Below are 21,995 nucleotides of genomic sequence, written 5' to 3' on the forward strand. Positions count from 1 at the left end.
TTGCCACATCGCCAGGGCTGTTCAAAGCCCGGCCGATCATGCACAGGGAGAGGGACCCATGGCTGCTCAGATCTTATCGGCCATTTTTGTCATCATCATCGGCGTCGGCGGCTGCGTCGCCTATTTCTGGGGCGCCAACAAGCTGGTCGACCTGATTTTCCCGTCGCGCGGCGTCGCCGGGGCTGCGGCCATCGACAATCTGCGCCGGCAAGGGCTGGTGCGTCCGTGGCTGTTCGTCGGCCCGGCGATGATCATCCTTACCGTCTATCTGATCTATCCGGTGGTGGCGACGCTCTGGCTGTCCTTCCTCGATCGCGGCGGTCAGCACTTTGTCGGCTTCGCCAATTATGAATGGGCGTTCGGCGACCGTGAGTTCCGCAACTCGATCCTGAACAACATCATCTGGCTGGCGGTGGTGCCGGCGGCGTGTACCTTCCTCGGGCTGATCATCGCCGTGCTCACCGACAAGATCTGGTGGGGCACGATCGCCAAGAGCCTGATCTTCCTGCCGCTGGCGATCTCCTTCGTCGGCGCCAGCGTGATCTGGAAGTTCATCTACGAATATCGCGGCGAGGGCCAGACGCAGATCGGCCTGCTCAACGCCATCATCCAGTATTTCGGCGGCCAGCCGCAGGTCTGGATATCGCTGCCGTTCTGGAACAATTTCTTCCTGATGATCATCCTGATCTGGATCCAGACCGGCTTTGCCATGGTCATCCTGTCTTCGGCGCTGCGCGGCATCCCCGAGGAGACGCTCGAAGCCGCGGTCATCGACGGCGCCAATCCGTTCCAGATTTTCTGGAAGATCATGGTGCCGCAGATCTGGGGCACCATTGCCGTGGTCTGGACGACGATCACCATCCTGGTGCTGAAAGTTTTCGACATCGTGCTGACCATGACCAACGGCCAATGGAACAGCCAGGTGCTGGCCAATCTGATGTTCGACTGGATGTTCCGCGGCGGCGGTGATTTCGGCCGCGGCGCCACCATCGCCATCATCATCATGATCGCGGTCATCCCGATCATGGTCTGGAACATCCGCCAGGCGAACAAAGAGACGGGAGGACATTGAGATGGTCGTCGCGACCGGAAAATCTTTTGCCAGCCGCTTCGGCGTCCACATCGCCGTGCTCATTTTCGTCGCCATCTGGACCGTGCCGACGCTCGGCATCCTGGTCTCCTCGCTGCGCGATAAGGACCAGATCATCGCCTCGGGCTGGTGGAACTCGTTCTCCAGCTCCACCCAGACAGAAGCCGGCCGGTTGCCGCCTGCCTCGGCGCAGGTTGAGAAGGACGGGAAATTCGTGCTTGCCGGCAACATCTTCGGCGACGCTGCCGCCCGCAACATCAGCGCCTTCGGCGTCAAGTCGGCGGCACCGACGCAATATCCGGCCGGCACGACTGCCGATCTCGGCGATGGCGTGACCTTGCAGCTCAATGCCGACGGCACGTTCGTCATGTCGTCGCCGAAAGCCTTTGAGGGCGACCGCGGCCAGCGCGTCTATTATGCCTCGTCGGCGCCGCCGAAATTCACCACCGACAATTACAACACGGTGCTGTTTTCCGAAGGCATCGGCCGCTCGTTCATGAACTCGCTGACCGTCACCATTCCGGCGACCGTCATCCCGATCCTGATCGCGGCCTTCGCCGCCTATGCGCTGGCCTGGATGCGCTTTCCCGGCCGCGCGCTGCTGATCGCCGTCATCATCGGCCTGTTGGTCGTGCCGCTGCAGATGTCGCTGATCCCGTTGCTCAAACTCTACAACGGCGTCGGCACTTTCTTCGGCGTGCCGTCGAAAACCTATCTCGGCATCTGGCTGGCGCATACCGGCTTCGGCCTGCCCTTCGCCATCTATCTCCTGCGCAGCTATATTGCCGGCCTGCCGCGCGAGATCATGGAATCGGCGCGCATCGACGGCGCCAGCGATTTCGAGATCTTCGTCAAGATCGTGCTACCGCTGTCGTTCCCGGTGCTGGCCTCCTTCGCCATATTCCAGTTCCTGTGGGTTTGGAACGATTTGTTGGTGGCGATGGTTTTCCTCGGTACCGAGGGCGATCAGATCGTGCTGACCGCCAAGCTCAATGCGCTGCTCGGTTCGCGCGGCGGCGACTGGGAGATCCTGACGACATCGGCCTTCGTCACCATCATCGTGCCGCTGATCGTGTTCTTCTCGCTACAGCGCTATTTCGTCCGCGGGCTGCTGGCCGGCTCGGTCAAAGGAGGTTGAGACTGATGCAATCCGCTTTGAAGGCGACCTCGAAACCCGATCTCGCCGTCGATCGCGACTGGTGGCGGGGCGCGGTGATCTACCAGATCTATCCGCGCTCCTACCAGGACTCCGATGGCGACGGCATAGGCGACCTCAAGGGCATCATCCGCAGGTTGCCCTACATCGCCTCGCTGGGTGTCGATGCCATCTGGATTTCGCCCTTCTTCAAGTCGCCGATGAAGGATTTCGGCTACGATGTCTCGGACTATTGCGACGTCGATCCGATGTTCGGCACGCTCGCCGATTTCGACGCGCTGGTGGCGGAAGCCCATCACCTCGGTCTCAAGGTGATGATCGACGAAGTGTTGTCGCACACGGCCGACATCCATCCATGGTTCAAGGAAAGCCGCGCCAATCGGGCTAACCCGAAGGCCGACTGGTATGTCTGGGCCGACGCCCGGGCGGACGGCACGCCGCCCAACAACTGGCTGTCGATCTTCGGCGGCTCGGCCTGGCAGTGGGACACAAGCCGCCAGCAGTATTATCTGCATAATTTCCTGTCCGAGCAGCCGGACCTCAACTTCCACAATCTGGAAGTCCAGGACGCGCTGCTCGACGTCACCCGCTTCTGGCTGGAGCGCGGCGTCGACGGCTTTCGCCTCGACACCATCAATTTCTACTTCCACAGCCAGGGGCTGGAGAACAACCCGCCGCTGCCGCCGGAAGAGCGCAACGACCAGACCGCACCCGCTGTCAATCCGTACAACTACCAGGACCATCTCTACGACAAGAGCCGGCCGGAGAACCTTGCCTTCCTCGAACGGTTCCGGGCGCTGCTCGACGAATATCCGGCGACCGCCGCCGTCGGCGAAGTCGGCGATTCGCAGCGTGGGCTGGAAGTGGTGGCCGCCTACACGGCCGGCGGCAAGCGCGTCCATATGTGCTATTCATTCGACTTCCTGGCGCCCGAAAAGATCAGCGCCGCCAAGGTGCGCCAGGTGCTGGAAGCCTTCGGAAAGGTCGCCAGCGACGGCTGGTCATGCTGGGCCTTCTCCAACCATGACGTGATGCGTCCGGCTTCGCGCTGGGCCGCCGATGAGGCCGATCCGGCGGCCTATCTCAAGGTGATCTCGGCGCTGCTGATGTCGCTGCGCGGTTCGGTCTGCCTCTATCAGGGCGAGGAGCTTGGGCTGGGCGAAGCCGAGCTTAAGTTCGAGGATCTGCAGGACCCCTACGGCATCCGCTTCTGGCCCGAATTCAAGGGCCGCGACGGCTGCCGCACGCCGATGGTGTGGGATGCCACCGCCAGCAATGCCGGCTTCTCGACGGCCAAGCCCTGGCTGCCGGTGCCGGGCAAGCATTTGTCGCAAGCGGTCAACGTGCAGCAGGGCGACACCGCCTCGCTGCTCGAGCACTACCGGCGCTTTCTCGGCTTCCGCCGCCAGCATCCGGCGCTGGCCAAAGGCGACATCGAGTTCATCGAGAGCGAGGGCGATACCGTCGCCTTCACCCGCCGCGAGGGCAATGAGCAGATCGTCTGCGTCTTCAATCTGGGCAGCAGGCCGGCCGAAGTCGATCTCGGCGGCCAGGCGCTAAAACCCTTGAACGGACACGGTTTTTCGGCACAATCCGGCACAGGCTCCATCCGCCTCGGCGGCTACGGCGCCTGGTTCGGGCGTATCGACTAAGTTTTGACGAAACGGAATTTCTTGAGGAAATCTGGGTTCTCTAGGGAAATCACTGGGAGGAAATCATGGCCGATGTCACGCTGAGACAGGTGAAGAAATCATACGGTAATCTGCACATTCTCCATGGCATCGACCTCGACATAAAGTCGGGCGAGTTCATCGTCTTCGTCGGTCCGTCGGGCTGCGGCAAGTCGACCTTGCTGCGGTCCATCGCCGGGCTTGAGGAGATCACCTCCGGCGAGCTGAAGATCGCCGGCGAGGTGGTGAACGATGTGCCGCCTTCGAAGCGCGGCATCGCCATGGTGTTCCAGTCCTACGCGCTCTATCCGCACATGACCGTCTACGACAACATGGCGTTCTCGATGAAGATCGGCAAGGAAAGCAAGGCCGAGATCGACAAACGGGTACGGCAGGCAGCCGAGATCCTGCAGCTGACCAAATATCTCGACCGTCTGCCCAAGGCGATGTCGGGCGGCCAGCGCCAGCGCGTCGCCATCGGCCGCGCCATCGTGCGCAATCCGAAAGTGTTTCTGTTCGACGAGCCGCTGTCGAACCTCGACGCGGCGCTGCGCGTCGCCACCCGCATCGAGATCGCCAAGCTCAAGGAATCGATGCCGGCTACAACGATGATCTACGTCACCCATGATCAGGTCGAGGCGATGACGCTGGCCGACCGCATCGTGGTGCTGAAGGACGGCCATATCGAACAGGTCGGCACGCCGATGGACCTCTACAAGAAGCCCGGCAATCTGTTCGTCGCCCAGTTCATCGGCTCGCCGGCCATGAATATCTTGCCGGCGACAATCGACAAGACCGGCGATCCGACCATCGTCAGCCATGTCGGCGGCCGCAAGGCGACGGTGCCGATTGCGACGCCGGCGTCCGCCAAGGGCGCGGCGGTCAGCTTCGGCGTGCGGCCGGAAGATCTGTCGGCCGCCACCGGCACTGAGTATCTTTTCGAAGGCGTGGTGGACTATGTCGAGCAGCTCGGCGAGGTCCAGCTGGTCTATGTCGACATCGGCCGCGCCGACCTGCCGCTGGTGACCAAGCTGCCCGGCAATGTCGAGGTCAAGCGCGGGGCGAAGCTGCGGCTGACTGCGGATGCCGGCGACCTGCACATATTTGACGCCGAGGGACATTCCTTCTCGCTCAAGCCCGTGGAAGTGAAGGCGGCCTGAGATCGGCGCGTCGTATCGGCATAAAAAGAGCGGCGGGCTAGGCCCGCCGCTCTTTTTTGCAAACTTCGGCTGTTAGCGGTTGCCGAAGAGGTTCCGGTCGCTGCCTTGCGGGGCGGGCTTCTGCACGTCACCCGACGAGTTCAACAGCTTGTAGACCGGCGAACCGGTGTTCGGTACCGACGACGTCCGGGTGTTGTCTACGTTGACGGTCGCCTGGTTGTCGACGGCGCTACCGCCGACATTGTCGTTGCGGGCATAAGCACTGCCGGCGGCAACCAAAAGCGCAGCGGCAGCAAGAGCAATCTTCTTCATGTCAAGTCTCCTGAATTTCCATCATGTGGCGGAGCGGCCGATAGTCCCGCCGCTCTCCGGCTTGTTCGATGTTCGACTGGGATCGTTGTCCGAAAAACTCTGAGGTCAGATCCCGATCGTCTGTTAGCGACCGAAGAGGTTACGGTCGGCGCCCTGTGCGGGGGCCTGAGCAGCCGAATCCGACTTCGCAACCGAAGCCGTGTGGCCACTATCGGTCGACGTAACCGCAGGCTGGTTGGCGCCGTTCGAACCATAGTTGTCACTGGCGGCGAAGGCGCTGCCGGTGATGGCCAAAACGGCGGCGGCAGTAAGGATGATCTTTTTCATTTTAAATACTCCTGAATTTCTTCGAGATCCCAAGAGCAGCGGACAGGCCGCCACGCTTTTGTTTGGATCGGGATCAGCTGTTAACGGCCGAAGAGGTTGCGGTCGCTGCCCTGAACGACGGGCTGCTTGTCAGCGGGCGCCGACTTCTGAATGGAAGCCGTATACGAGCTGTCAACCGCGGCAGCGGGCTGGTTCGCACCATTGGAACCATAATTGTCGCTACCAGCGAAGGCGCTGCCGGTGATGGCCAAAACGGCGGCGGCAGTAAGGATGATCTTTTTCATTTTTAGTACTCCAGTTTTGCTGTCCGTCTAGCGGCGTGTGGTGGGAGCAATTCGCGTCGTTCGGACAAGCCCCGATGTGGGAAAGCCATAGGCTGGTTTCCAATCACGAAGTTGTTCCGGCTGGGCCATGATTTCACCTCTTGTAATTTTCATAAGCATGCCTATCATCTAACTTTGTGTAAATAATACAAAGGCTTATGTGACCATGCCGTCTGGCTCACCGAGTGTGTCCGGGCGTCAGCGTTCACACCGTCCTGCACGCATTGTCAACAGAAACGAACCGTTCGGTTCGATTTTAGAAACTGCTAATAGTCACTTTTCGATACTGTTGACGTGTTTTCCCTTAGTCGGCAGTCTGATTCGAGGTGATTTTGCGAGGGCCGCGATCCGCCCCGAAAACAACACCGTCAGCCCCACGATCGTCTGCCGCCGCGTTTGTCGTGCGTGTCGCGCCGCATGGAGACGATGTCGCTTTCATGCCGATGTCGCGATCGCTGCCGTGATTAGATGATCGCATCTCAGGTGCCGCTTCGTGACGACGCAGCGGAGAATTGGGAAGCCGGTCAGAATCCGGCGCTGCCCCCGCAACGGTGGTGGAGTTGAAGTCGCAACGGGAGACCACTGGGCAATAGCCTGGGAAGGTGTCGCGATGGTCCGCAAGGACAACTCCAGAGCCCGGAAACCAGCCCGAGATGCTTGAACTCGACTGATCGCGGTGGGCGGTCAAGAGGTGGATAGTGCATGTCCGGCATCGCGCCGGCATGCGGCCGATCCTTCCTCCATCACCACCAAGTTCAGTCCTTAAACCACGAGGACAGAACTATGGATGCACGCAACGACATGCTGAGGCTCTTGAACGGCCGCAAGCAAGGCTTTTCGCTCGAGCAGCCCTTCTACACCGACCCGGACTACTTCAAGCTCGACATGGAGCTGATCTGGTATCGCGACTGGCTGTTCATCGGCCATGATTGCGAGCTGCCGAAGCCCGGCAGTTATATCACCGTGCAGATCGGCGACTATCCGGTGGTGCTGGTCCGCGACCAGAAGGGCAACATCAACGCCTTTCACAATTCCTGCCGCCATCGCGGCAGCCGGGTCTGCAACACCGAGAAAGGCACGGCGGCAAAGCTCGTCTGCCCCTATCACCAGTGGACCTACGAACTCGATGGCCGACTGCTGTTTGCCCGCCAGATGGCCGAGGGTTTCGACAAGAGCCAGTTCGGCCTGAAGCCGGTCGCCTGCGAAAGTGTGGCCGGCTACATCTTCATCTGCCTGGCGAAAGAACCTGCAGACTTCGCGCCGATGCGCGCCATGATCGAGCCCTACCTCAAGCCGCACCGGCTGAGCGAAGCCAAGGTCGCCTTCGAGTCGACGATCATCGAGAAGGGCAACTGGAAGCTGGTCTGGGAAAACAACCGCGAGTGCTATCACTGCGCCGGCAACCATCCGGAGCTGTGCAAGACATTTCCAGAAGCGCCGACGGTGACCGGCGTGCAGGGCGCCGACAGCGATCCGGAGATGCTGGCGCACTGGGCAAAATGCGAGGCTGCGGGCCTGCCGAGCAAGTTCCGCATCGATCCGGCCGGACAGTATCGCGCCACCCGCGCGCCGCTGCTGCGCGATGCCGTCAGCTATACGATGACGGGAAAGCGCGCGGTGACGAAGAACCTTTCCGACAGCGTTGCCGCCGATCGCATCGGCACCTTGATGCACTACCACTATCCGACGACCTGGAACCACATCCTGATCGACCATGCGGTCACCTTCCGGGTGCTGCCGATCAGCGCCACTGAAACCGCGGTGACGACCAAGTGGCTGGTGCACAAGGATGCGGTCGAGGGTGTCGACTACAACCTTGAAGAGCTCACGCATGTCTGGACCGAGACCAACGACCAGGACCGTCGCATCGTCGAGGAAAATGCCTTCGGCATCCTGTCTCCCGCCTATGAGCCGGGCCCCTATTCGGAGCTGCACGAGGGCGGCGTGATCCAGTTCGTCGAATGGTACGCAGCCTTCATCGGTCCCCGCCTTGCCGAAGGCGGTCGGCCGGCGCTGCGCAGCGTCGCGTGAGCGCAAGCAGGCGAAGAAGGACCAGAGGATGAATGCGATGACGGATCTTGGCCTCTATCGCCATCTCGACCAGATGGCGCCGTGGAACGACAGGCTGCAGGTGCTGGAAGTGATCGGCGTCAGCGACGAGGCGCCGGACGTCAAGACCTTCACCTTCCGCTCCGACAACCAGACCTGGTTCCGCTACAAGCCGGGCCAGTTCGTGACGCTGGAGCTGCCGACACCGGACGGGCCGCTGATGCGCACCTATACGCTGTCGTCCTCGCCGTCGCGGCCGTTTTCGATTGCGGTGACGGTCAAGGCGCAGGCCGGCAGCATCGGCACACGCTGGATGTTCGACCATCTGGTGCCCGGCTCGCACGTCAAGGCCTACGGACCGGCCGGCGACTTTTCGTTGCACAGCCACCCGGCGGCCAAATATCTGTTCATCTCTGCGGGCTCCGGCGTGACGCCGATGATGTCGATGCTGCGCTGGCTGAACGACTGCACGCCATGGACAGATGTCGGCTTCGTCAACTGCGCGCGGCGTGCGGAAGAGATCATCTTCCGCAAGGAGCTCGAACTGCTCGGCGGCCATATGCCTGGCCTGTCGCTCGGCTTCATGATCGAGGAACGCTCGAGCCGCGAAGGCTGGTACGGCCATATGGGCCGCATCGACGCGATCCGGCTGCCGCTGCTGGCGCCCGATTTCCGCGAACGCGAGATCTTCTGCTGCGGCCCAGATCCGTTCATGCGCGCCGTGCGTGGCATGCTGGATGCCGCCGGCTTCGACATGACGAAATATCATCAGGAGAGTTTTGCCACACCTGCGGTGGAGGAAATCCCGGCGCCGTTTGCCTCACCCACCGAAGACGGCACTCCTGCTCCTGTCGAGGCCGTGACGCCGATCCGCTTCTCGCTTTCGGAGGTCGACGCCGACTGCGTCGCCGGCCAGACCGTGTTGCAGACGGCGCGCAGCTCGGGCGTGCGGATACCAGCCGCCTGCGAGTTCGGCCTGTGCGGCACCTGCAAGGTGAAGAAGGTCTCCGGCGATGTCGAGATGAGCCACAATGGCGGCATCCTCGACCACGAGATCGATGACGGCTTCATTCTTGCTTGCTGCTCGAAACCACTGTCGGCGCTCGAAATCGAGGCCTGAGCGGCGGCGCCCGCTCAGACGCCGTAGCGCTCGGTGCGGATGATGTCGGCTGACATGCCGGTGTCGATCAGCGCCTGGGCGGCGGCCGAGACGAAGGCATTCGAGCCGCAGACGAAGGCCAGCGCCGGCGGTTGCGGCAGCCGCGCCAGCGCCTGCATGACCATTGCCGTGTCGATGCGCCTTGAATAGTCGGACGGACGCTGTGCCGCCTCGCGCGTCAGCGTCAGCACCAGTTCGAAACCGTCGCGGCGGTCGTCGAGGCCGATCAGCTCGTCGCGAAAGATCACCTCGTCCCAGACCCGCACCGAAAACATCAGCGCGACCGGCACCGCCGATTTGCGCAAGGCCCGGTGGCGCACCATCGCCATCAGCGGCACCACGCCGGAGCCGCCGCCGACCAGAAGCAGCGGCCCGCCATCGCTGTCCGACCAGACGAAATGCCCGCCAAGCGGCCCGCGCAGCTCGATCTCATCGCCGATCGAAGCGACCTCGTGGAAGAAGGGCGAGACCTCGCCATCGTCGAGTTTTTCGATCGCCAGTTCGATCGTGGCGCCGCCCTCCGGTGCCGAGGCGATGGAATAGGAGCGGCGCGCCTGGTAGCCGTCAGGCGCCGTCAGCCGGATGTCCACATGCTGTCCGGCGCGATAGGCAAAAGGCCGCGACAGCGCGAAGAAGAAACTGGTGACGCGCGACGTGCGCTTTTCGATCCGGGTGATTTTCGCCGTCTGCCAGGGAGATTGCGGCGCTTCGCTCATGGATCGCCGCTATAGCGCTGTTCGCGCCATGGGTCGCCATAGATGTGATAACCGCGCAATTCCCAGAAACCCGGCTCGTCGCGTTCGGTGAATTGCAGCCCGTTCAGCCATTTGGCCGATTTCCAGAAATAGAGATGTGGCACCAAAAGCCGCGCCGGGCCGCCATGGTCGGCCGTGATCGGCTTGCCTTCATAGAGCAACGCCACCATCGCCTTGCCGGTGGTGAGGTCCTTGGCCGGCACGTTGGTGGTGTAGCCGTCATAGCCATGCGCCAGCAGGAAGCCGGTCGGCGCTTCTATGCCGGCATCGGCAAGAATGTCGTCGACCAGCACGCCTTGCCAGGCGGTGTCGAACTTGGTCCAGGCGGTGACGCAGTGGATGTCGCGCGTCATCTTGGTCAGCGGCAGCGCGTTGAACTCGGCCCAGTTCCATTTCTTGATCGGGCGTGGGCCGTGCTTGAGCGTGAACGACCACTCCTCGGTGCGCACCCGCGGCGTCGGTCCCGCCGACAGCACCGGAAAACCCTGTTCGAGATATTGTCCGGGCGGGATGCGCGCATCGGTCTCGGTTGGAGGCTTTCGACCGGAAGAAAAACCGCGAGTGACCATCGGACGATCCGTTTGCTGTGTGCCGCAGTGTTCTCGAAGACGTCCCGGCGGGCAACAGGAATTTTGGCGGCGCCGTGCGGCAGGCTTGCCGGCGGTTCCGGCGAGCCTGCCGCATCGTGCCTCAGCCGGCGGCGAAGGGCACCGCGACGAAGATCTGCGCGTCGCCGCGATCGACCAGAAACAGCACCGACTTCCGGCCCGACTTGCCCGCCTCGGCGATCGCCTGGTTGGCCTGTCTTGCGTTGCGCACCGGAGACTGGTCGACGGCGACAATGACATCGCCCGGCTGCAGGCCGGCATTGGCGGCCGCCTTGTCCGGATTGACGCGCTCGACCACGGCGCCGCGTTGGTTGGACGCCAGGTTCAGCTCCTCGCGGATATCAGGCGTAAGGTCGGTCAGGCCGAGTCCGAGCGAAGGCACGTGCAGCGCCTGGCCGGCCGAAGGCTTGGTGTTATCGCCCTCGGTCGACGCGGTCTTTACATCGTCATTGTTGCGGCCGACATCGGCTGATATTTGCACCGTCTTGCCGCCGCGCCAGACTTCGAGCGTTTCCTTCGCGCCGGGCGAGACGTCGGCGACAGCGCGCGACAGGTCCTTGGGATCCTTGATCGCTTCGCCGGCAAAGCTGGTGATGACATCGCCGGTCTTGATGCCCGCCTTTGCCGCCGGCGATCCCTCGGTGACCTCGGAGACCAGCGCGCCGCCGGGATGGTCGAGGCCGACCGCACCCGCTACATCCGGCGTCACCGGCTGGATCTGGACCCCGAGATAGCCGTACTGGATGTTCCCACCCTTCATCAGCTTGGCGACGACCTTTTGTGCCTGGTCCGACGGGATGGCGAAGCCGACGCCGACACTGCCGCCATTGGGCGAATAGATCGCCGTGTTGATGCCGACGACATTGCCGGCGACATCGACCAGCGGGCCGCCAGAATTGCCGTGGTTGATCGGGGCGTCGATCTGGATGAAATCGTCGAAGGGTCCGCTGTTGAGATCGCGGCCGCGCGCCGAGACGATGCCGGCGGTGACGGTGGTGCCGATGCCGAACGGATTGCCGATGGCGAGCACCTGATCGCCCGGCATGAGCTTGTCGGAATCGCCCCATTTGACCGTCGGCAGCGGCTTGTCGGCCTTGATCTTGAGCACGGCGAGGTCGTTCTTGGCGTCGTGGCCGACTAGCTTCGCGGGAAGTTCGGTGCCGTCGTCGAGCGTCACCTTGATCGAAGTGGCGCCGTCAATGACGTGGTTGTTGGTGACGATAGTGCCGTCGGCGTCGACGATGAAGCCGGAACCAAGCGCCTCGGCACGCTGCGCCTGCTGTGGCGGCGTCTTCGGCATCGGGATGCCCTGGTCGCCGAAGAACTGGCGGAAGTAGTCGTCGAAGGGCGAATTGCCGCCGAAAGATTGTTCCTCGCTCATGTCTTGCGGCTGCGCCTTCATGACGGTGGTGACCGTCACCACCGCAGGTTTATCGACGGCCACGATTGGGGCGAAGGAGCCGTTGGGGGCCGTTATTCCGGCGACAGGGGTCTGGGTGGTGGCCACGGCGGAGCCAGCGCTTTGGGCGAAAGACGCGACGAAGGGACTGACGATCAGCGCAGCGCCCAGCAAGGCCGCGACGCGATGTCTGCGAATTATGTCTGACATGGTCGTTTGTCCGGGCGAGAAATGATCCGGCGCCGTGGCCGTTCCGGGAGAGAATCGGCCATCGGCGTGTCGGCGGTCGCGGTTGCCCGTCTCGCCTGGCATGGCAGCCGGCCGGATCGACAGCCGTGCATCTAGGGTAGGGATCGGCCCGATTTAGGGTTCTTGCGCCACCTTACGAAGATTTAATTTCCACTCACATTTTCGTTAGACGGCGGGCAAGCCACCCTCAACGGCCTTCTGTGCGTCTGAGATAAGCGGCAGCGATCTCGCGCATTCGATTGCCGTCGAAGCTCGGCCCGTGGCCGCCATGGCCGAGGCGGACAGGCAGGTCGAGCAGCCGCTGCATGGTGCGACGATAGTCGGGTTTGGAGGAGTCCGGCAGGTCGTCGATCAGCATGGAATCGTAGATGGCGTCGCCGGCAAAGAACAGGCCGTCCGCCTCGTCGAAGAGCGCGATCGAATCCGGAGAATGGCCGGGCAAATGCAGCACGCGGAATTGCCGGTCGCCAAGGTCGACGATGTCGCCTTCGTCCAGAGTGCGCGTCAGCGGCGCCGGCGGGATCTTGTAGTCGGCCGCCGTCCAGCCTGGCATCGGCAATTTCGACACGGCGCCGTCGAGATTGGTGAACATGTAGGCGTAGGTCACCTGCTCGTTCATGGTCTCGAAATGTTCGGCGCTGTGCCGCGGCCCGGCCCGCAGCGGAAACTCGTGCAGCGAGCCGACATGGTCGAGATGGATGTGGGTGGCCACAGCGATGAGCGGCTTGCCCTGCGGCGTATCGATCTCAGGCGCCAGTGGGCAGATGCCCATGCCGGTGTCGACCAGCAGGTCGGCATCGCGTCCCCTAAAATGCCAGATGTTCGCGCGCACGAAATCATGCACGAACGGTTCGGTCAGCATCGTTGTGCTGGCGTCGATGACGGTCTTGCCGAACCAGTCACCGACGACACGCTCGCCGCCAAAACGGTCACCCATCAGACGAAGGGCTTTCCGACCTTGTATTTTTCCGGCACCAGCCGCTTCAAATAGGCCATGCCGGCTTCCGACAGCTGGTTGACGTCGGGCTTCATGAAATCGTCTGGCATATGGCGCGTCTTGCCGGCGACGTTTTTGAGCGGCACCTTCTTCAGCACGGTCTTCGTGCCGTCATACTGCAGCGCCACCGAGCCGCCGCCTTCCCCGGCAACGGCAACCGCGAAGGCGCCGGCGTCGAAGGCCTCCTGCGCGTCGACGGCGCTGATCGCCCCGATATAGCCGCGCGGCATGTAGCCGAGCGCATCGACGCGGGCACGCTTGCCCGGCAGGCCTTCGGCGAGAGCCCGCTCGAGGGCGGCCGGCAGGTCGCTGCCCGACAGCTTGACGTTGCCATGGGCGTCGCGCTCGAGCTTATCCGGCGGCACCAGGCTCTCGACCAGCGCCTTGCCGTCGGCGGTGCTGACGCCTTCGGAGACGGCGACGATGCAGCGCTTGTGGCGGTCGAGCGAGGCGCGCACATCATCGATGAAGCCGGCAGCCGAGAATGGCCGTTCCGGCACGTAGACGAGATGCGGGCCGCTGTCGGGATCGAGCTGCCATGCGGCGGCGGCTGCGGTGAGGAAGCCGGCATGCCGGCCCATGACGATGCCGACATAGATGCCGGGCAGCGCGCGGAAATCGAGATCGACGGACAGGAAGGCGCCGGCAACGAATTCGGCCGCCGAGATGAAGCCCGGCGTGTGGTCGTTCTCCTCGAGATCGTTGTCGATGGTTTTTGGCGCATGCACGAATGCGATGCTGCCGCCGGCGGCGTCGGTCAGGATCTGCTGCGTGCCCGACGTGTCGTTGCCGCCGATGTAGATGAAGGCGTCGGCACCCGCCTTCTTCAGGCCATTGAGGATGACCTCGCAATAGGCGGCATCCGGCTTGTCGCGCGTCGAGCCGAGGGCGGCACTCGGCGTTCCGGCGATCAGCCGCAGCCGATCCTCGGGGATGGCCGACAGGTCGACATAGTTGCCGTCACGAATGCCGCGCACGCCATGGATGGAGCCCAGCACCTTGGCGCCGGGATGGCGCTTGCGGATTTCCAGCGTGGCGCCGACGACCGTCTGGTTGATGACGGCAGTCGGGCCGCCACCCTGTGCGATGACAAACGTTCCAGCCATGCTTGATGTCTCCCGGCGCGATGGTTTTCAGGCACCTTGGCCTAGCTTGCCGCATCGCGCAACGAGAGTTTCGAGTGGCGCCAAACCGCCGCAGAAGGATCAGACGACGACGACCGGGTTCTTCTTGGAAACGCGGCTGTAGAGGTCGATGATGTCCTGGTTGATCAGGCGGACGCAGCCCGACGACATCGCCTGGCCAATGCTCGCCCATTCGGGCGAGCCGTGGATGCGATAGCCGGTGTCCTTGCCATCCTGGTAGATGTAGAGGGCACGCGCACCGAGCGGATTGGTGAGGCCACCGGGCTGGCCATTTTGCCACTTCACCAGTTCCGGCTTGCGCTGGATCATTTCCGGCGGCGGCGTCCATACCGGCCATTCCTTGCCGTACTGAATGTTGGCGCGGCCGGACCAGCGGAAGCCGTCCTTGCCGATGCCGACGCCGTAGCGGATGGCGTCGCCGCCCTCCTGCACGAGGTAGAGCTTGCGCTCCTGCAGATGGACGACAATGGTGCCGGGCGCCTCGCCGGTCTCATTGACGACAATCTGCCGGCGGAACTCCGGCTTGACCTTCTGATAGGGCACGGCCGGCACCTCGAAGCCACCATCGGTGAGTGCGGCGTACATGACGTCGGGGCCGGTGATGTTCTTGTCGACACTGATCGCCGGGCGGATCGGCCGCACCGAGCCGGTGACCGTATCGTCCAGCTGCAGCTGCGGCAGTTCGAGCGTCGAGGTGCTGCAGCCGGCCATGCCGAGCAGCGCGATGGCGCCGGCGCCCGACAGGACGAAGCGGCGGGAATAAAGACGTTCGGTTTCGATTGCGTCGCCATTTGCAGGCGGCGTCAGATTCTGCGGCAACTCACGCATGCACCCAAACCCTACGCTGTCGGCGGGAAACACGGTCCGGCCGGATAGCACGCAGTTTCGCCAAACATGGTTGAAAAAGGGTGAAGGTCTTCAGGCTTGCCTTAACCCTATACCCTGTATGCCTACGTCGCTGCGCGAAACGGCACGCCGCGCATTTTTTGAGATGGCTCTTTACATTCCCGCGCACCCGAGGATTTATCCTTTTCTTTGCGCTCAAGGAGACAAAGATGTCGTTCGAAAACTGGGCCGCCTTCGCCGCCGCCTCCACCGTCCTGCTGGTCATTCCCGGCCCGACCATTCTCCTGGTCGTGTCCTATGCGCTGGGCCAGGGCTGGCGCACCGCCTTGCCGATGGCGGTCGGCGTGGCGCTGGGCGACTTCACCGCCATGACATTGTCGATGCTCGGCATCGGCGCCCTGCTGGCCGCATCGGCGACTGTGTTCACCATCCTGAAGCTGATCGGCGCCTGCTATCTGATCTATCTCGGCATAAAACTGTTTCGCGCCGGCGGCGCGCTGAAAGCCGAACCGCGCACCGACGCCGCGTCGGCGGCCAAGATGATGGCGCATGCCTGGCTGGTCACCGCGCTCAACCCGAAAAGCATCACCTTCTTCGTTGCCTTCCTGCCGCAGTTCCTCAACCGCGAGGCCGATTTCTGGCCGCAGATGCTGATCTTCGAGACCACCTTCTTGGCGCTCGCCTTCGCCAATGCCTTCGGCTACGCGCTGATTGCGGCACGCGCCCGCAACGTCGTGCGCAACCCCAAGGCGATCCGCATCTTCAATCGCACCGGCGGCACGCTGCTGGTCGGCGCGGGGATAGCTACCGTGGCAATGCGTTCAGGTAACTAGGATCCGCGGAGCATCAAGGGCCGGCATGGCAGTGAAGGATACATTCGGCCTGACATTTTCGGGCGCGACCGAGACGGGATTTTTGCCCTACAGTCAGGCTGTCCGTGAATTGCAATGCTTCATTGGCGACCCCGTCGCTTCTGTCGATCGCGCCATTGCGGCCGACCCGGGCTTCGTCATGGCGCATGTGTTCAAGGGCTATCTGTTCGGCCTCGCCACCGAGCGCGAGGCAACTGCGCTGGCCAAGGCATGCCACGAAACGGCGCTGCCGCTTGCCGCGACCGCGCGTGAGCGGGCGCATGTCGCTGCCCTTGGCCATCTCGCCGCCGGCCGCTGGCACGAGGCCTCGCGCTTGCTTGAAGATATCGCCATCGACTTCCCGCTCGACGCGGTGGCGCTGCAGACCGGACACCAGGTCGACTTCTTCACGGGCAACGCCCGCATGCTGCGCGATCGCATCGGCCGCGCCCTGCCGTCCTGGCAAGGGAATATGCCAGGCTATCATGCCATTCTCGGCATGCAGGCCTTTGGACTGGAGGAAATGGGCGATTATGCACGCGCCGAGAGGCTGGGCCGGCAGGCTGTCGATATCGAGCCGCGCGACGGCTGGGCGCAGCATGCTGTCGCCCATGTCATGGAAATGCAAAGCCGGCAAAGGGACGGCATCGCCTGGATGCGCGCCAATCCCGAGGCGTGGACGAAAGAGAGTTTCCTGCAGGTGCATAACTGGTGGCACCTGGCGCTGTTCCACTACGATCTCGGCGAGACCGAAGAGGTGTTGGCCCTGTATGACGGGCCGATCTACGGCTCGCCGTCGACGATGGCGCTCAATATGGTCGATGCCTCGGCGATCCTGTGGCGGCTTTATCTCGGCGGCGTCGATGTCGGCGACCGCTGGATAGCGCTCGCCGCCAACTGGCCCAAGGTCGGTGCCGGCAATTACGCCTTCAACGACGCCCATGCCATGATGGCCTTCGTCGGCGCCGGGCTCGAGGCGTCAGCCAAGACCTTGCTCGAGGCACAGCGCGAGGCGATGCGCGGCAGCGACGACAACGGTGCCTTCACCAGGGATGTCGGCCATCCGTTGACATTGGCCATCAAGGCTTTTGGCGAGGGCAATTACGCCGAGGCGGTGCGCCTGATCCGGCCGATTCGCTCGATTGCTCATCGCTTCGGCGGCAGCCATGCCCAGCGCGACGTGATCGACCTGACGCTGATCGAGGCGGCGTTGCGCGCCGGCGACACAGCATTGGCACGGGCGCTGACGGCTGAGCGTCAGCTGGCTCGGCCGGACAGCCCGCTGTCGGCGCTGTTTTCTCGACGGGCCGCCAATTTGTCAGAGAATTGACCCGCAGCGGATCTTGTTTTAAAAACTGGCCAAGCCAGATTTTTTCGAGGCCCGAAAAAATTAATGGCAGTGGGAGGAATGCATGTATCTCGGCCTCGATCTCGGTACGTCGGGCGTCAAGGCGCTGTTGATCGATGCCGGGCAAACCGTCATCGGCTCCGGCCATGCTTCACTTGACGTATCGCGGCCACATCCCGGCTGGTCCGAGCAGAATCCGGCCGACTGGGTCCGAGCCTGCGAGACCGCTATTGCCGAGCTGAAATCAGCGCATCCGAAAGAGCTTGCCGCCGTCAAAGGCATCGGCCTTTCCGGCCACATGCACGGCGCAACCTTGCTCGACGCCGGCGACCAGGTGCTGCGCCCCTGCATATTGTGGAACGATACGCGCAGCCATGCCGAGGCGGCCACGCTCGATGCCGACCCACGCTTCCGCAAGCTGACCGGCAACATCGTCTTCCCCGGCTTCACCGCGCCAAAACTCGCCTGGGTGAAGAATAACGAGCCGGCTGTCTTCGCCAAGGTGGCGAAGGTGCTGCTGCCCAAGGATTTCCTGCGATTCTGGCTGACCGGCGAGCATATGTCGGAAATGTCCGACTCGGCTGGCACCTCATGGCTCGACGTCGGCAAGCGGCGCTGGTCGCCGGAACTGCTTGCCGCCACCTCGCTCGACGAGAAGCAGATGCCATCGCTGGTCGAAGGCACTGAAAAGGCTGGCGCCTTGCGCGCCGACCTCGCCTCCAAATGGGGCGTCCAGGCTGGCATCCCGATTGCCGGTGGCGCCGGCGACAATGCGGCTTCGGCCTGCGGCATGGGCACGGTCGGCGCCGGCCATGCCTTCGTTTCGCTGGGCACGTCCGGCGTGCTGTTTGCTGCCAATGCCTCCTACCTGCCGAACCCGGCCAGTGCGGTCCACACTTTCTGTCACGCGCTGCCCAACACCTGGCACCAGATGGGCGTCATCCTGTCGGCGACGGATTCGCTGAACTGGCTGTCGGAGGTATCGGGGAAGAAGGCCGGCGAATTGACCGCCGAACTCGGCGAGGCGCTGAAGGCGCCGAGCGGTGTATCGTTTCTGCCTTACCTCTCGGGTGAGCGCACGCCCTACAATGATTCCGCCATCCGTGGGTCCTTCACCGGGCTGGCGCATGAATCCAGCCGTGCGGTGCTGACGCAAGCGGTGCTTGAAGGCGTTGCCTTTGCCTTCCGTGACAGTCTCGAAGCCTTGAAGACGGCGGGTACGACGTTGACGCGGGTGACGGCGATCGGCGGCGGCTCGCGCTCGCGCTACTGGCTGAAGGCGATCGCCACCGCGCTGCAGGTGCCAGTGGATCTCCCGGCAGATGGCGATTTCGGCGCCGCATTTGGTGCGGCCCGGCTCGGGCTGATTGCCGCGACGGGGGCGGATCCGCTGGCGGTATGCACGGCGCCGAAGACGGATGCCACCATTGAGCCGGATGCTGGGCTTAGTGGGGCGTACGCAGATGCCTATCAGCGCTATCGGGCATTGTATCCCGCGATCAAGGGCGCCACGGCGTGAGCGGTTTCTCGCCCACGCCGCAGCTTGGCAACTCACTGAGCCGGCACCTTGTCGAGGAAGCCGGTGACGCTCTTGAGCCGCCCATTCTCGATGACACCGATATCAGTACCTTCGATAACCGACGGCACACCCTCCGGCCCAAGATTCCACGAGAAGCGGATCGTGTCGCCAAACCCGTCCGGCCTGCCCTTCAGCGAAAACCGGAAGCCGGCAAAACGCTGCTGCACGCCATCGATGAGCGCGGCCACACCCGCATGGCCCTCGCCGTGCATCAGCGGATCGCGGTAGCTGACATCTTCGGTGAAGGTCGCCTTGAGCAGTTCGGTGCGGCGATCCGCATCGGCCTCGTTCCAGGCGGTGATGTAGTTTTGAGCGATCGTGTTGAGGTCGGTCATGGTCTGTCTCCTTCGTTGAGTGGCTTTGACACCAGCCTTTTCACCCCTTGGCAGAACGAAACCAATTACGCCTGAGGTAATCAGGGCGAACTATTCGAGAGAGGACAGAAATCATGAGCAGCGGATTTTTCGGCGACATCAAAGCAATCAAGTATGAGGGGCCGGATTCGACCAATCCGCTGGCCTACCGCTTCTACAACCCGGATGAGGTCGTCGCCGGCAAGCGGCTGGAAGACCATCTGCGCTTCGCGGTCGCCTACTGGCATTCCTTCGCCTGGCCGGGCGGCGATCCCTTCGGCGGCCAGACCTTCGACCGTCCCTGGTTCCCCAAGGCGGGCGGCATCGACACGATGGAACTGGCCAAGCTGAAGGCAGACGTCGCCTTCGAGATGTTCTCGCTGCTTGGCGCGCCCTATTTCTGCTTCCACGACGCCGACGTCCGCCCCGAGGGCAAGGATTTCTCCGAAAGTGCCGCGCGGCTTGACGAGATCGCCGACTATTTTGCGGCCAAGATGAAGAAGACCGGCGTCAAGCTGCTCTGGGGCACGGCGAACCTGTTCTCCAACCGCCGCTTCATGTCGGGCGCCGCCACCAATCCAGATCCGGATGTCTTTGCCTATGCGGCGGCGACGGTGAAGAGCTGCATCGACGTCACCAAGCGGCTTAAAGGCGAAAACTATGTGCTGTGGGGCGGGCGAGAGGGCTATGAGACGCTGCTCAACACCGACCTTGCCCGCGAGCAGGAGCAGGCCGGACGCTTCCTCAGCCTGGTCGTCGACTACAAGCACAAGATCGGCTTCAAGGGCACGATCCTGATCGAGCCGAAGCCGCAGGAGCCGACCAAGCACCAGTACGACTATGACGTCGCCACGGTCTATGGCTTCCTCAAGCGCTTCGGCCTGGAGAAGGAAGTAAAACTCAACATCGAGCAGGGCCACGCCATCCTCGCCGGCCATTCCTTCGAGCATGAGCTGGCGCTGGCCAATGCGCTGGGCGTCTTCGGTTCGATCGACATGAACCGCAACGACTACCAGTCGGGCTGGGACACCGACCAGTTCCCCAACAATGTGCCGGAAATGGCGCTGGCCTATTACCAGGTCCTGCAGGCCGGCGGCTTCAAGACCGGCGGCACCAATTTCGACGCCAAGCTGCGTCGCCAGTCGCTCGATCCGCAGGACCTGCTGATCGGCCATATTGGCGGCATGGATTCGTGCGCACGCGGTCTGAAGGCAGCCGCGAAGATGGTCGAGGACAAGGCGCTGTCGGGTCCGCTCGCCGAACGCTATGCCGGCTGGAACACGGCAGAGGCCAAGGCGATGCTGTCGGGCAAGCGCACGCTGGAGGACATCGCCGAGCGCGTGGTCAAGAAGAAGATCGAACCGCAGCCGCGCTCCGGCCGCCAGGAACTGCTGGAGAACATCGTCAATCGCTACGTCTGAGACCTGGTACCTTGGCTGACATAAGCCGCGCGTGGCCGAAAAGCCGCGGCGGCTGACCTCTGCCAGTCAGCCGTTCCCGCAGCACGGTCGCCAAAGTGTGTGGTAAGACCGCGAGGGCGCACCCAGCGGAGTCTGATTTGACCATGCCTTCTTCTACCCCCAAGCGTGCGCTGATCACCGGGGCGGGTGCTGCTGACGGCATCGGCATTGCCATTGCGCGGCAGCTCGGCCTTGCCGGTCATGCCGTTTTCCTGAACGGTGCCAGCGCGCGTGTACTCGATCGCGCCGCCGAGCTTTGCGCCGAAGGCATAAATGCCAAAGCCGCAGTCGCGGATCTCACCATCGCAGCCGAAGTCGCGCGGCTACGGGCTGATGTCGGCGCTGTCGACATCCTAGTCAACAATGCCGGCATGGGCTCGCTGGCATCGCCCTCGGCCGATAAGGCGTTTCTCGCCATGACCGAGGCCGACTGGGACCAAGGGATCGACGTCAGCCTGAAGACCGTATTCCTGGTCACCCGCGCGTTTTTGCCGGCGATGGTAGAGGCAGGCTATGGGCGCATCGTCAATGTGGCGTCGGTTACCGGGCCGCTGGTGTCTTTCGAAGGCACATCAGCCTATTCCGCCGCCAAGGCCGGCATGGTCGGCCTGACGCGCACGCTGGCGCTCGAAGTGGCAAAAAGCGGCATCACGGCCAATGCCGTGGCCCCCGGCTGGATCGAAACGGGCTCGTCGAGCGCAATGGAGCGGCAAGCTGCCCTGCACACGCCACCGGCGCGGGCCGGACGACCGGACGAGGTTGCCGCAGCGGTGGTGTTCCTGGCATCGGAAGGCGCGAGCTACGTCAACGGCGCCCTGATGGTGGTCGACGGCGGCAACAGCCTTCAGGAGCGCAAGGGCTGAATCCGAAACGACCGGTCGTTCACGATCGGTCGCGGGTTACGGAAAGCATTGGAAATAGCATCGCCAACGCATTCGCCGAGCGCGTCTTCAAGAAGAAGATCGAGCCGCAGCCAAAGTCCGGCCGCCAAGCGTATCTGGAGAACGTCGTCAACCGCTACGTCTGAGGCGGAAAGCCGATTCGTAGTGCTCAAGGGCGGCAGGGTAACATCCCGGCCGCTCTGGAATGGGGTTTGCGCAAGACCCTATCCGCCGACAAGCTTTTGCCTCGCACCGCCCCTCAATGACCTCGCTCTTGC

Annotated in this window: 21 protein-coding genes, 1 pseudogene and 1 riboswitch; of the genes and pseudogenes, 12 read left to right on the forward strand and 10 right to left on the reverse strand. The window is 63.1% G+C overall.

The features are described 5' to 3' along the window. The first annotated feature begins 58 nt into the window (after positions 1-58). The 4 genes from ACYHH6_RS06815 to ACYHH6_RS06830 all read left to right on the forward strand — a co-directional run bounded on the left by ACYHH6_RS06815 (position 59) and on the right by ACYHH6_RS06830 (position 5,076). The gene (locus ACYHH6_RS06815; RefSeq protein WP_023668891.1) at positions 59-1,072 is read left to right on the forward strand and encodes a carbohydrate ABC transporter permease; all 1,014 of its coding nucleotides are present in this window, start codon (positions 59-61) and stop codon (positions 1,070-1,072) included. Position 1,073: 1 nt separating this feature from the next. After that, on the forward strand, positions 1,074-2,228 hold the full coding sequence (locus ACYHH6_RS06820; protein ID WP_352582398.1) for a carbohydrate ABC transporter permease: 1,155 nt from the start codon (positions 1,074-1,076) through the stop codon (positions 2,226-2,228). Between the two features lie 5 nt (positions 2,229-2,233). Then, positions 2,234-3,898: a beta-galactosidase BglA gene (gene bglA / locus ACYHH6_RS06825; RefSeq protein ID WP_352582396.1), complete on the forward strand. Its 1,665-nt coding sequence runs from the start codon at positions 2,234-2,236 to the stop codon at positions 3,896-3,898. A 65-nt stretch (positions 3,899-3,963) separates the two neighbouring features. After that, positions 3,964-5,076 carry an ABC transporter ATP-binding protein gene (locus ACYHH6_RS06830; RefSeq protein ID WP_352582394.1) on the forward strand — a complete coding sequence of 371 codons (1,113 nt, stop codon included), beginning with the start codon at positions 3,964-3,966 and terminating at the stop codon, positions 5,074-5,076. Between the two features lie 72 nt (positions 5,077-5,148). On the opposite strand, the gene ACYHH6_RS06835 is transcribed toward ACYHH6_RS06830, so the two are convergent. The 3 genes from ACYHH6_RS06835 to ACYHH6_RS06845 all read right to left on the reverse strand — a co-directional run bounded on the left by ACYHH6_RS06835 (position 5,149) and on the right by ACYHH6_RS06845 (position 5,999). Further along, positions 5,149-5,388 carry a DUF680 domain-containing protein gene (locus tag ACYHH6_RS06835; RefSeq protein WP_352582392.1) on the reverse strand — a complete coding sequence of 80 codons (240 nt, stop codon included), beginning with the start codon at positions 5,386-5,388 and terminating at the stop codon, positions 5,149-5,151. A gap of 123 nt (positions 5,389-5,511) precedes the next feature. Next, complete coding sequence (locus ACYHH6_RS06840) at positions 5,512-5,715, reverse strand: DUF680 domain-containing protein (protein ID WP_352582390.1); 204 nt, start codon at positions 5,713-5,715, stop codon at positions 5,512-5,514. Between the two features lie 80 nt (positions 5,716-5,795). Next, positions 5,796-5,999 (reverse strand): DUF680 domain-containing protein, encoded by a 204-nt coding sequence (locus tag ACYHH6_RS06845; RefSeq protein WP_112565560.1) that lies wholly within the window; start codon positions 5,997-5,999, stop codon positions 5,796-5,798. 503 nt (positions 6,000-6,502) lie between these two features. Further along, positions 6,503-6,704: riboswitch (cobalamin riboswitch) on the forward strand. A gap of 117 nt (positions 6,705-6,821) precedes the next feature. On the opposite strand from ACYHH6_RS06845, the gene ACYHH6_RS06850 reads away from it, so the two are divergent. Continuing rightward, a complete protein-coding gene (locus ACYHH6_RS06850) occupies positions 6,822-8,069 on the forward strand; it encodes an aromatic ring-hydroxylating oxygenase subunit alpha (protein ID WP_352582388.1) in 1,248 nt (415 codons plus the stop codon). 37 nt (positions 8,070-8,106) lie between these two features. Next, positions 8,107-9,207 (forward strand): FAD-binding oxidoreductase, encoded by a 1,101-nt coding sequence (locus tag ACYHH6_RS06855; protein ID WP_352582386.1) that lies wholly within the window; start codon positions 8,107-8,109, stop codon positions 9,205-9,207. A gap of 14 nt (positions 9,208-9,221) precedes the next feature. Here ACYHH6_RS06855 and ACYHH6_RS06860 read toward each other — a convergent pair whose 3' ends face one another. The 6 genes from ACYHH6_RS06860 to ACYHH6_RS06885 form a co-directional block, all read right to left on the reverse strand. Then, complete coding sequence (locus ACYHH6_RS06860; protein WP_352582384.1) at positions 9,222-9,962, reverse strand: FAD-binding oxidoreductase; 741 nt, start codon at positions 9,960-9,962, stop codon at positions 9,222-9,224. Next, the gene (locus ACYHH6_RS06865; RefSeq protein WP_352582382.1) at positions 9,959-10,570 is read right to left on the reverse strand and encodes a molybdopterin-dependent oxidoreductase; all 612 of its coding nucleotides are present in this window, start codon (positions 10,568-10,570) and stop codon (positions 9,959-9,961) included. The genes ACYHH6_RS06860 and ACYHH6_RS06865 overlap by 4 nt, the downstream gene beginning before the upstream one ends. A gap of 121 nt (positions 10,571-10,691) precedes the next feature. Beyond that, positions 10,692-12,218 (reverse strand): DegQ family serine endoprotease, encoded by a 1,527-nt coding sequence (locus tag ACYHH6_RS06870; protein ID WP_352582380.1) that lies wholly within the window; start codon positions 12,216-12,218, stop codon positions 10,692-10,694. A 226-nt stretch (positions 12,219-12,444) separates the two neighbouring features. Next, positions 12,445-13,194: an MBL fold metallo-hydrolase gene (locus ACYHH6_RS06875; protein ID WP_352582378.1), complete on the reverse strand. Its 750-nt coding sequence runs from the start codon at positions 13,192-13,194 to the stop codon at positions 12,445-12,447. Continuing rightward, positions 13,194-14,360, reverse strand: a complete 1,167-nt coding sequence (locus ACYHH6_RS06880) for a diphosphate--fructose-6-phosphate 1-phosphotransferase (RefSeq protein WP_112565578.1) — start codon at positions 14,358-14,360, stop codon at positions 13,194-13,196. The genes ACYHH6_RS06875 and ACYHH6_RS06880 overlap by 1 nt, the downstream gene beginning before the upstream one ends. Before the next feature lie 99 nt (positions 14,361-14,459). Continuing rightward, a complete protein-coding gene (locus tag ACYHH6_RS06885) occupies positions 14,460-15,227 on the reverse strand; it encodes a L,D-transpeptidase (RefSeq protein ID WP_352582376.1) in 768 nt (255 codons plus the stop codon). 227 nt (positions 15,228-15,454) lie between these two features. On the opposite strand from ACYHH6_RS06885, the gene ACYHH6_RS06890 reads away from it, so the two are divergent. The 3 genes from ACYHH6_RS06890 (at position 15,455) to xylB (ending at position 18,963) form a co-directional block, all read left to right on the forward strand. After that, positions 15,455-16,078, forward strand: a complete 624-nt coding sequence (locus ACYHH6_RS06890) for a LysE family translocator (protein WP_352582374.1) — start codon at positions 15,455-15,457, stop codon at positions 16,076-16,078. A 25-nt stretch (positions 16,079-16,103) separates the two neighbouring features. Beyond that, positions 16,104-17,426, forward strand: coding sequence for a tetratricopeptide repeat protein (locus ACYHH6_RS06895; protein ID WP_352582373.1), 1,323 nt, complete (start codon positions 16,104-16,106; stop codon positions 17,424-17,426). An 82-nt stretch (positions 17,427-17,508) separates the two neighbouring features. Further along, a complete protein-coding gene (xylB, locus tag ACYHH6_RS06900; protein ID WP_352582371.1) occupies positions 17,509-18,963 on the forward strand; it encodes a xylulokinase in 1,455 nt (484 codons plus the stop codon). A gap of 32 nt (positions 18,964-18,995) precedes the next feature. On the opposite strand, the gene ACYHH6_RS06905 is transcribed toward xylB, so the two are convergent. After that, positions 18,996-19,358, reverse strand: a complete 363-nt coding sequence (locus ACYHH6_RS06905) for a nuclear transport factor 2 family protein (RefSeq protein WP_352582370.1) — start codon at positions 19,356-19,358, stop codon at positions 18,996-18,998. A gap of 113 nt (positions 19,359-19,471) precedes the next feature. Here ACYHH6_RS06905 and xylA point away from each other — a divergent pair, with 113 nt between their 5' ends. The 3 genes and pseudogenes from xylA to ACYHH6_RS06920 form a co-directional block, all read left to right on the forward strand. Beyond that, on the forward strand, positions 19,472-20,797 hold the full coding sequence (gene xylA / locus ACYHH6_RS06910; protein WP_192249359.1) for a xylose isomerase: 1,326 nt from the start codon (positions 19,472-19,474) through the stop codon (positions 20,795-20,797). A 143-nt stretch (positions 20,798-20,940) separates the two neighbouring features. Then, the gene (locus ACYHH6_RS06915; protein ID WP_352582368.1) at positions 20,941-21,699 is read left to right on the forward strand and encodes an SDR family NAD(P)-dependent oxidoreductase; all 759 of its coding nucleotides are present in this window, start codon (positions 20,941-20,943) and stop codon (positions 21,697-21,699) included. A gap of 71 nt (positions 21,700-21,770) precedes the next feature. Beyond that, positions 21,771-21,863 (forward strand): annotated as a pseudogene (locus ACYHH6_RS06920) (xylose isomerase); the annotation flags it as partial. Positions 21,864-21,995: the final 132 nt, after the last annotated feature.

This window comes from Mesorhizobium sp. P171375, assembly GCF_057786075.1.

What these genes read in the sequence shown, in the direction of transcription:
- ACYHH6_RS06815 (WP_023668891.1), top strand. Translation starts at nt 59, where the DNA reads ATGGCTGCTCAGATCTTATCGGCCATTTTTGTCATCATCATCGGCGTC.
- ACYHH6_RS06820 (WP_352582398.1), top strand. Translation starts at nt 1,074, where the DNA reads ATGGTCGTCGCGACCGGAAAATCTTTTGCCAGCCGCTTCGGCGTCCAC.
- bglA (WP_352582396.1), top strand. Translation starts at nt 2,234, where the DNA reads ATGCAATCCGCTTTGAAGGCGACCTCGAAACCCGATCTCGCCGTCGAT.
- ACYHH6_RS06830 (WP_352582394.1), top strand. Translation starts at nt 3,964, where the DNA reads ATGGCCGATGTCACGCTGAGACAGGTGAAGAAATCATACGGTAATCTG.
- ACYHH6_RS06835 (WP_352582392.1), bottom strand. Translation starts at nt 5,388, where the DNA reads ATGAAGAAGATTGCTCTTGCTGCCGCTGCGCTTTTGGTTGCCGCCGGC.
- ACYHH6_RS06840 (WP_352582390.1), bottom strand. Translation starts at nt 5,715, where the DNA reads ATGAAAAAGATCATCCTTACTGCCGCCGCCGTTTTGGCCATCACCGGC.
- ACYHH6_RS06845 (WP_112565560.1), bottom strand. Translation starts at nt 5,999, where the DNA reads ATGAAAAAGATCATCCTTACTGCCGCCGCCGTTTTGGCCATCACCGGC.
- ACYHH6_RS06850 (WP_352582388.1), top strand. Translation starts at nt 6,822, where the DNA reads ATGGATGCACGCAACGACATGCTGAGGCTCTTGAACGGCCGCAAGCAA.
- ACYHH6_RS06855 (WP_352582386.1), top strand. Translation starts at nt 8,107, where the DNA reads ATGACGGATCTTGGCCTCTATCGCCATCTCGACCAGATGGCGCCGTGG.
- ACYHH6_RS06860 (WP_352582384.1), bottom strand. Translation starts at nt 9,962, where the DNA reads ATGAGCGAAGCGCCGCAATCTCCCTGGCAGACGGCGAAAATCACCCGG.
- ACYHH6_RS06865 (WP_352582382.1), bottom strand. Translation starts at nt 10,570, where the DNA reads ATGGTCACTCGCGGTTTTTCTTCCGGTCGAAAGCCTCCAACCGAGACC.
- ACYHH6_RS06870 (WP_352582380.1), bottom strand. Translation starts at nt 12,218, where the DNA reads ATGTCAGACATAATTCGCAGACATCGCGTCGCGGCCTTGCTGGGCGCT.
- ACYHH6_RS06875 (WP_352582378.1), bottom strand. Translation starts at nt 13,194, where the DNA reads ATGGGTGACCGTTTTGGCGGCGAGCGTGTCGTCGGTGACTGGTTCGGC.
- ACYHH6_RS06880 (WP_112565578.1), bottom strand. Translation starts at nt 14,360, where the DNA reads ATGGCTGGAACGTTTGTCATCGCACAGGGTGGCGGCCCGACTGCCGTC.
- ACYHH6_RS06885 (WP_352582376.1), bottom strand. Translation starts at nt 15,227, where the DNA reads ATGCGTGAGTTGCCGCAGAATCTGACGCCGCCTGCAAATGGCGACGCA.
- ACYHH6_RS06890 (WP_352582374.1), top strand. Translation starts at nt 15,455, where the DNA reads ATGTCGTTCGAAAACTGGGCCGCCTTCGCCGCCGCCTCCACCGTCCTG.
- ACYHH6_RS06895 (WP_352582373.1), top strand. Translation starts at nt 16,104, where the DNA reads ATGGCAGTGAAGGATACATTCGGCCTGACATTTTCGGGCGCGACCGAG.
- xylB (WP_352582371.1), top strand. Translation starts at nt 17,509, where the DNA reads ATGTATCTCGGCCTCGATCTCGGTACGTCGGGCGTCAAGGCGCTGTTG.
- ACYHH6_RS06905 (WP_352582370.1), bottom strand. Translation starts at nt 19,358, where the DNA reads ATGACCGACCTCAACACGATCGCTCAAAACTACATCACCGCCTGGAAC.
- xylA (WP_192249359.1), top strand. Translation starts at nt 19,472, where the DNA reads ATGAGCAGCGGATTTTTCGGCGACATCAAAGCAATCAAGTATGAGGGG.
- ACYHH6_RS06915 (WP_352582368.1), top strand. Translation starts at nt 20,941, where the DNA reads ATGCCTTCTTCTACCCCCAAGCGTGCGCTGATCACCGGGGCGGGTGCT.